This is a genomic window from Ruegeria sp. AH12, assembly GCF_056541465.1.
In genome coordinates this window covers 1-629 of the sequence record NZ_JBQFYL010000182.1, presented here as the reverse complement: position 1 = coordinate 629, position 629 = coordinate 1, and the positions used below count along the sequence as shown (strand labels likewise).

The window sequence follows — 629 nt, the reverse complement described above, 5'->3', positions numbered from 1 at the left end:
AAGGCAAAGCACGTACTGCGGCAGCGCGTGTTAGCGTTGACCGAAGCGCCGATGGCAGACACCCGACTACCTGCCGTATTTCTTGGACTGATACTTTCATTTGCATTTGTTCTCGCCATCGGATCAGCATCAGTTCGCCAAACACAGGACTGGAGCCACGATCGACTGATGCTGTCTACAGTCATCAATCTGGAACGGCTGGAGGCTCGCAATCGAGGGAACTGACGGGTTAACAATGTGCCGTCTCGGATCAGGCATGCAGACGTGTCTGACGTCGGCGCCAATGGATTAGTTTAGGTTGATTTGATAAGGGAGATGCGGTCATCGGGCCGGTTCACCATAATTGTGGTAGTGATTTGAAGCTCAAAGGAGAGGACCAAGACTTATTTCGTGGGTCTTGATGTTTCAGTCAAGAGCGCGGCAATTTGCGTGATCGCAGGTAACCCGGTCCTGGTGGCGGCAATCTTCCCGCTCCCGTCAGCGCGTGATGCGATGGCAGAAGAATTTGTTGAATTGGACAAGCAGGTTCGAGATCAGTCTCGCAAAGATAATGTCTGTCGTCGCCTCATGACAACTCCCGGTGTCGGCGCCATAATGGCAACACGGAAGGTCATTGCAACTATGGCGCC

At 52.9% G+C, this 629-nt stretch carries 2 pseudogenes; both read left to right on the top strand.

The window, feature by feature from the left end:
- Positions 1–225, top strand: a pseudogene (locus ACR0EL_RS22485) (M56 family metallopeptidase); the annotation flags it as partial.
- A 165-nt stretch (positions 226–390) separates the two neighbouring features.
- Positions 391–629: pseudogene (locus ACR0EL_RS22480) on the top strand (hypothetical protein); the annotation flags it as partial.